Origin of the sequence: Photobacterium lucens (genome assembly GCF_009873615.1) — a bacterium.
Classification (GTDB): Bacteria; Pseudomonadota; Gammaproteobacteria; order Enterobacterales; family Vibrionaceae; genus Photobacterium; species Photobacterium lucens.
Window position 1 is genome coordinate 1 of the sequence record NZ_SSMG01000410.1, and the last position, 5636, is coordinate 5636.

The 5636-nt window shown below is 40.2% G+C and carries 5 protein-coding genes; 3 read left to right on the forward strand and 2 right to left on the reverse strand.

What is annotated here, in order from left to right; genetic code table 11:
- The first annotated feature begins 172 nt into the window (after positions 1–172).
- The 3 genes from E5A76_RS16830 (at position 173) to E5A76_RS16840 (ending at position 2872) form a co-directional block, all read left to right on the forward strand.
- Entirely contained in the window at positions 173–490 is a 318-nt protein-coding gene (locus tag E5A76_RS16830) for a glutaredoxin domain-containing protein (protein ID WP_161119629.1), read from the forward strand.
- Positions 491–542: 52 nt separating this feature from the next.
- Entirely contained in the window at positions 543–749 is a 207-nt protein-coding gene (locus tag E5A76_RS16835) for a hypothetical protein (protein ID WP_053986829.1), read from the forward strand.
- A 551-nt stretch (positions 750–1300) separates the two neighbouring features.
- The gene (locus E5A76_RS16840; RefSeq protein WP_053986828.1) at positions 1301–2872 is read left to right on the forward strand and encodes a BCCT family transporter; all 1572 of its coding nucleotides are present in this window, start codon (positions 1301–1303) and stop codon (positions 2870–2872) included.
- Between the two features lie 68 nt (positions 2873–2940).
- Here E5A76_RS16840 and E5A76_RS16845 read toward each other — a convergent pair whose 3' ends face one another.
- The gene (locus E5A76_RS16845; RefSeq protein ID WP_161119630.1) at positions 2941–3690 is read right to left on the reverse strand and encodes a 3'-5' exonuclease; all 750 of its coding nucleotides are present in this window, start codon (positions 3688–3690) and stop codon (positions 2941–2943) included.
- Between the two features lie 11 nt (positions 3691–3701).
- Complete coding sequence (locus E5A76_RS16850; RefSeq protein ID WP_161119631.1) at positions 3702–5579, reverse strand: DUF294 nucleotidyltransferase-like domain-containing protein; 1878 nt, start codon at positions 5577–5579, stop codon at positions 3702–3704.
- Positions 5580–5636: the final 57 nt, after the last annotated feature.

Sequence of the window (5636 nt, forward strand, 5' to 3'; positions counted from 1 at the left end):
TTTTTAATATTGTTCATTGTTATTCTTAACTAAATTTAAGAACAGAAAGTGAACAATAAAAATAAATCGATATATTGTTTATAATCTAAACATTAAGAAAACAGATGTTTTACTATCGAAACACTTTCCATTATCTTGACTGACTTGAATTAACCATAGAATTGGCAGAGCGATGACTGAAGCACAAAACCTTACTATCGAACAACTTGAGCAATATGAAAATCTGGTTATCACACAACCTAATTGCCCGTACTGTGTAAAGGCAAAGGCATTATTGGATGAGCGTGGTACAGAGTACACAACTCTTGTATTAGGCCAAGAGTTATCTAAAGTTGTGATGGTCGATTTTATTGAGCAGAAAACAGGTATAACGGTTCGTACAGTGCCTCAGATCATTCTTGATGGTAAATACATTGGCGGTCATGACGATTTAGTCGCTTTTCTTGAACGTCAAGTAGAAACATCTGAGTTTGATGATTTCGAATTATAACAAAGAGGGCTAATAAGCCCTTTTTGTTTATACGGTATTTAAAGGTTATTGAATGAAACTCGATTTCTCACAATTGAATAAACAGTCCAAGCGATCTTTTGGTGATCAACAGGCAACGATAAAGAAAGTGATGCAAGGTAAAACAGTGAATTGCTCTGATTGTGGCCAAGCCTTATTTCTGATCACTCCTGAGCAAAGCGATACTCCGGGCATTGCATGCCAAAAAGGCTGTACACATATTCATTTAGATTTTTCATAAACAATTGTGCTGTTTATTTATTCACACTCTGTTTAAAAAAACAGCACTTGCACTGTTTATACTATTCTTATTCTCTGCATGTTATTCAGCATTTCTTAGTATTATTTCTCCTTTTCTTTACTTTATTGCCACTCTGAAGCGGTTACTTGGGAAACTATTCTTGTATCTACGACAACAAGAGAGTTATTTTCATCCAAGTCATGCTTGTTTTCTGTGTGTTCTGTCTGCACCAGTTAGTTATCCATATGAATAAAAAGAAAAAATAGTCTTTTTTATAAGGTGGTGCAAAATTTTACGTTATCTATAATCAAATAGTCTAATGTTGATGAGATAATAGTTAGAATACGATGTAAATATTGGGCTTATTTTGTTATGGCTGTTCTGTTTTTTGATGAGTGAAGTGACGGCTTGAATACTAATTATCCGTTTTTTAGTCAGTTATGCTCTCTATTGACAGTTGTGATAGTCAAATGTTTATATATTGCAGCTCAATTTTTATTTACAGGACTAAATATTATTCATTGAGCGATAATTATAACGGGACTTAATTAATGAGTAAGCACGATAAATATAGTATTGAAAATACCGATTACACCATTGGTCAAGATAATGTCCAAAAGTGGGGATTTGATGTCCATAATGCGGTATTTGGAGTGAGTGCTGGGCTGATCGTTCTATTCTTAGCTGCCATTCTTATCAGCGATCCTGCAACGGCAAAAGCAGCATTAGATAGTGTAAAAAACGCTATTGTTAATAAATTTGATTCCATGTTTCTATGGGCAGGTAACTTCTTTGTTATCTTTTGTTTAGGGCTCATCATTTCACCTTATGGTCGTATTCGTTTAGGCGGTAAGGAAGCTGAATCTGAACATTCAACACTATCTTGGCTAGCAATGCTTTTTGCTGCAGGTATGGGTATTGGTTTGATGTTCTGGAGTGTGGCTGAACCTGCAGCTTATTATACTGGTTGGGGTGGTACACCGCTTGATGTCACGCCGGAAACACCTGAAGCTTTTAAGGTGGCGATGGGTGCAACTATGTATCACTGGGGTTTACATCCTTGGGCTATTTACGGTGTTGTCGCATTATCAATGGCATTCTTTGCTTATAACAAAGGTTTGCCACTTTCTATCCGCTCTGTTTTCTACCCAATCTTAGGTGACCGTACATGGGGCTGGGCTGGTCATATTGTTGATATCTTAGCGGTACTTGCGACGTTATTTGGTTTAGCGACGTCATTAGGTTTAGGTGCGCAACAGGCAGCCAGTGGTATTAATCATGTGTTTGGTACACAGGGCGGTTTAGGTTTACAAATTGGTATTATTGTTGTCGTGACATTAATTGCGATTTACTCAGTAGCTCAAGGTATCGACTCTGGTGTGAAGCTACTAAGTAACATCAATATGATTGTGGCGTTGATCTTACTGGTGTTTGTGGGCGCGGTGGGCTTTTCTGTTTCGATGCATACCATTCCAACGACTATCATGGGTTATGTTGAGAACTTTATTCCTCTGAGTAATCCTTATGGCCGAACGGATCAGGCATGGCTACATGGTTGGACCGTTGTTTACTGGGCGTGGTGGATTTCATGGTCACCATTTGTTGGTTCATTTATCGCTCGTATTTCAAAAGGCCGTACTATTCGCGAATTCTTGATTGCTGTACTGATTGTACCGACACTAGTAACAACAATCTGGATGTCAGTATTTGGTGGTCAGGCGATTCACCAAGTGATGGATAAAATTGGCTCGTTAGGTCAGAACGGCATCACTGAAGTGCCATTGGCTATGTTCCAAATGTTTGATGCGCTACCAATGGGGACTGTTCTTTCTGTGATTGCGGTAGGTCTGGTATTAGTGTTCTTTATTACTTCATCAGATTCAGGCTCGTTGGTTATCGATAGTATTACCGCTGGTGGTAAAGTGGATAACCCTGTTGCTCAGCGTGTGTTTTGGGCGGTAATCGAAGGGTTAATTGCCATTGCACTATTGTGGGTAGGTGGTACTCAAGCCATTGAGGCACTACAAGCCGGTACGATATCAACAGCGTTACCATTTACGATTATTTTGCTACTGATGTGTCTAAGTTTGCTACTTGGTTTTAGAACTGAAAAGTATAAATAACTTAGCCATTTGATGATGAAATTTGTCGTAAAAGGTAAATAAAAACCGCAGCGTTCGCTGCGGTTTTTTTATTCCCAAAGATGATTGATGGGCGTATCTGGCGAGAAATGGTAAGCAATTTGTGCTTGGAGTAATTCTGCTGTTGCCAGCGCATCTGTTAACGCATGATGAGGTTGATAGGTGGGTAGTCCATAACGGCTACGGCATTTGCCTAATCGAACAGAGCCGGGCTTTTTTCCTTGTAACTTGGCCCAAAATCCTCGGTATTGTTGTGCTTGAATTTGCGCTTCAATAGCTAGGGTATCAACAACAGGAAATTGTATTCCCTCATTTAGGCGAACCCGCAAAGCTTTATCCATAAATTGGCGTTCGATGGCTTTGTAATGAACCACCACCACTTTACCAGCCAATGAATCTAATACTGATTCTAAAATACGACGGAGATCGGGTGCTGTTTGTATATCTGAGTGAGTAATACCGTGGATGATCACTGATTCTTCATCTAGTTTAGCTTTAGGTTTTACGACCCAATGTTGAGATTGTTTGCAGTAAATACGGTTAATGGTAAAAGGCACTAAACCGATACTAATAATGTCATCTTTAGTGGCATTTAATCCTGTGGTTTCAAAATCAAGGGCAACAAACTCAACTTCGCAAAGTGGAGTATCACCGGCGATCATGCCATGTTGATAATATTGAGCAATACGTGGATCTTTAGCTGTTTGGGCAAAATCGAGGAACGTTTGCTGCCAATCAAGTATCCGAGTATGACGAATAAAATGGCCTGAAGATGTTTGTTTGAATGCTTCTCTAAACATAACGGGTACTATTAACGGTTACCTTGGTAACGGTATTTGACAAAGTTTTGTGCTTTACTAAGGATCTGGAAAGCATCTTTCAGATTGCGGCGTTCAAAGTCAGACATATTTTCAGGTTCAATGCTGTTATCAGCTTCTTGCCCGGCTTCTACATCCAATGCTTGGTGACGAATACGTACCAGTGAGATGTATTCCATTGCATCACGTAAATCTTGCGCTCGACCCGGTGGTAGAATGCCACTCTCGATAATGTCATCTAAACGCTCTAATGAGTTTTGTGAGCGTGAACCCACAGCAAGCGCATGAACACGAATAAGATCCGCAAGTGGGGCAGTACCTCGGCGTTTTAAGTTAATCGAGTTGTTGTGTCGACCATCTTTTTCCATCACAAAGTCTTTAAAGAAGCCGAGTGGTGGAGTGCGATTAATTGCATTTCGCGCTAAACAAGCTAAAAAGCGTGGACTATTACGTGCACGACGCACAATAAAACCGTTCAGTTGTTTTGCCCAACGTAATCTTCCCCATACGCCGCCCAAGTCAAAAAAGATTGAGCTGTTTAATAACGCTTGAGGTTTAGGGTTATCTATCCAATCTGCAAAGCATTGCTCCCATTCCTGACGAGTTTTACGCCATTCAGGATTGGTTGCCATGATACCGCCAGTACAATAGCTATAGCCACAGGCATCAAGACCATCACAGACAAATTTAGCCAGAGCTTCAAAATAAGCATTGTGTTTATCGTGATCGTAGTTGTTATCAAGAATAATCGCGTTGTCTTGATCAGTAACAATAAGTTGTTCATCACGAGCCATAGAGCCGAGAGCCAAGAAACAATATTGGATAGGTGGTGGACCAAGTTCTTCTTCAGCAAGTTCTAATAAACGTTGTTTGAAACTACGTCCGATCTCAGCCATCGCACTACCAATCATATGTGAGTTAGCATCTTCATTGACCATGCGTACGAAACAATCTTTGACCTGAGAAGAAAGCTGGATCAGCTCTTCTACCGATTGTTGTTGATAAATACTGCTTACAAGCAACAGGCTGTTTTGTGATTCGTAACGAACAATATCAGAGATGCTGATCACACCAACAGGGTGCTTGTTACGCAATACAGGTAAGTGATGAATGTTATAGCGCAGCATGGTTAACATGGCTTCAAAGACATAGGCGTTATGATCGAGCGTAATTGGCTCGGCAGTCATCACTGAAGATACAGGCTCTGATGTCGAGACACCTTCGGCAAGAACACGGGTACATAAATCACGATCAGTGATAATACCTGCGACATAATCAGTTTCGTCATCATCTTCTGTTGCGGTATTGTCACTTAGCAGCAGAGCAGATACACCTTCAGTTGCCATGGTTTGCGCTGCTGTCTGAATCGATGCATGTTTATCGATGATCACCGCATCACGGGTAATTAAGGTGCGAAGCTTGGATGTGGTGAGATCATTTTCGTTATGTTGGCTAGACACTGCGTGACGTAAACGAGCACCATCTTCGACTTCGACAAAATCAGCAAAGCTATCGTATTGATCGCAAAGTTTGATAAATAGGGCGTTAGGGATGCAATAGAGTAGGGTATCTTCTAGCGCTTTGGCTGGCATTCGGACTCTATTATTCATAAGTAGACCCATTTGTCCAAAAATGTCACCTTCATCTAAGCGATTATAGAGTTCACCTTCTCGACGATAAATTTCAACGGAGCCACTACGGATAAGAAATAAATCATGAATACTATCACCCGTATTAAGGATCATGGTATTGGCTCGGTAATAGGCGACTTCTATCTCTACTGCAAGCTCATGAAGCTGTGCTTCTGGCAAATTATCAAAAGGCGGATATTGAGAGATAAAATTAAGAATTTCTATTTGTTCCGCTTCCATTTGAGTCCCGTTATTTTGCGTTGAATACTTAATTGTCACTTATCATGTTTAATATTC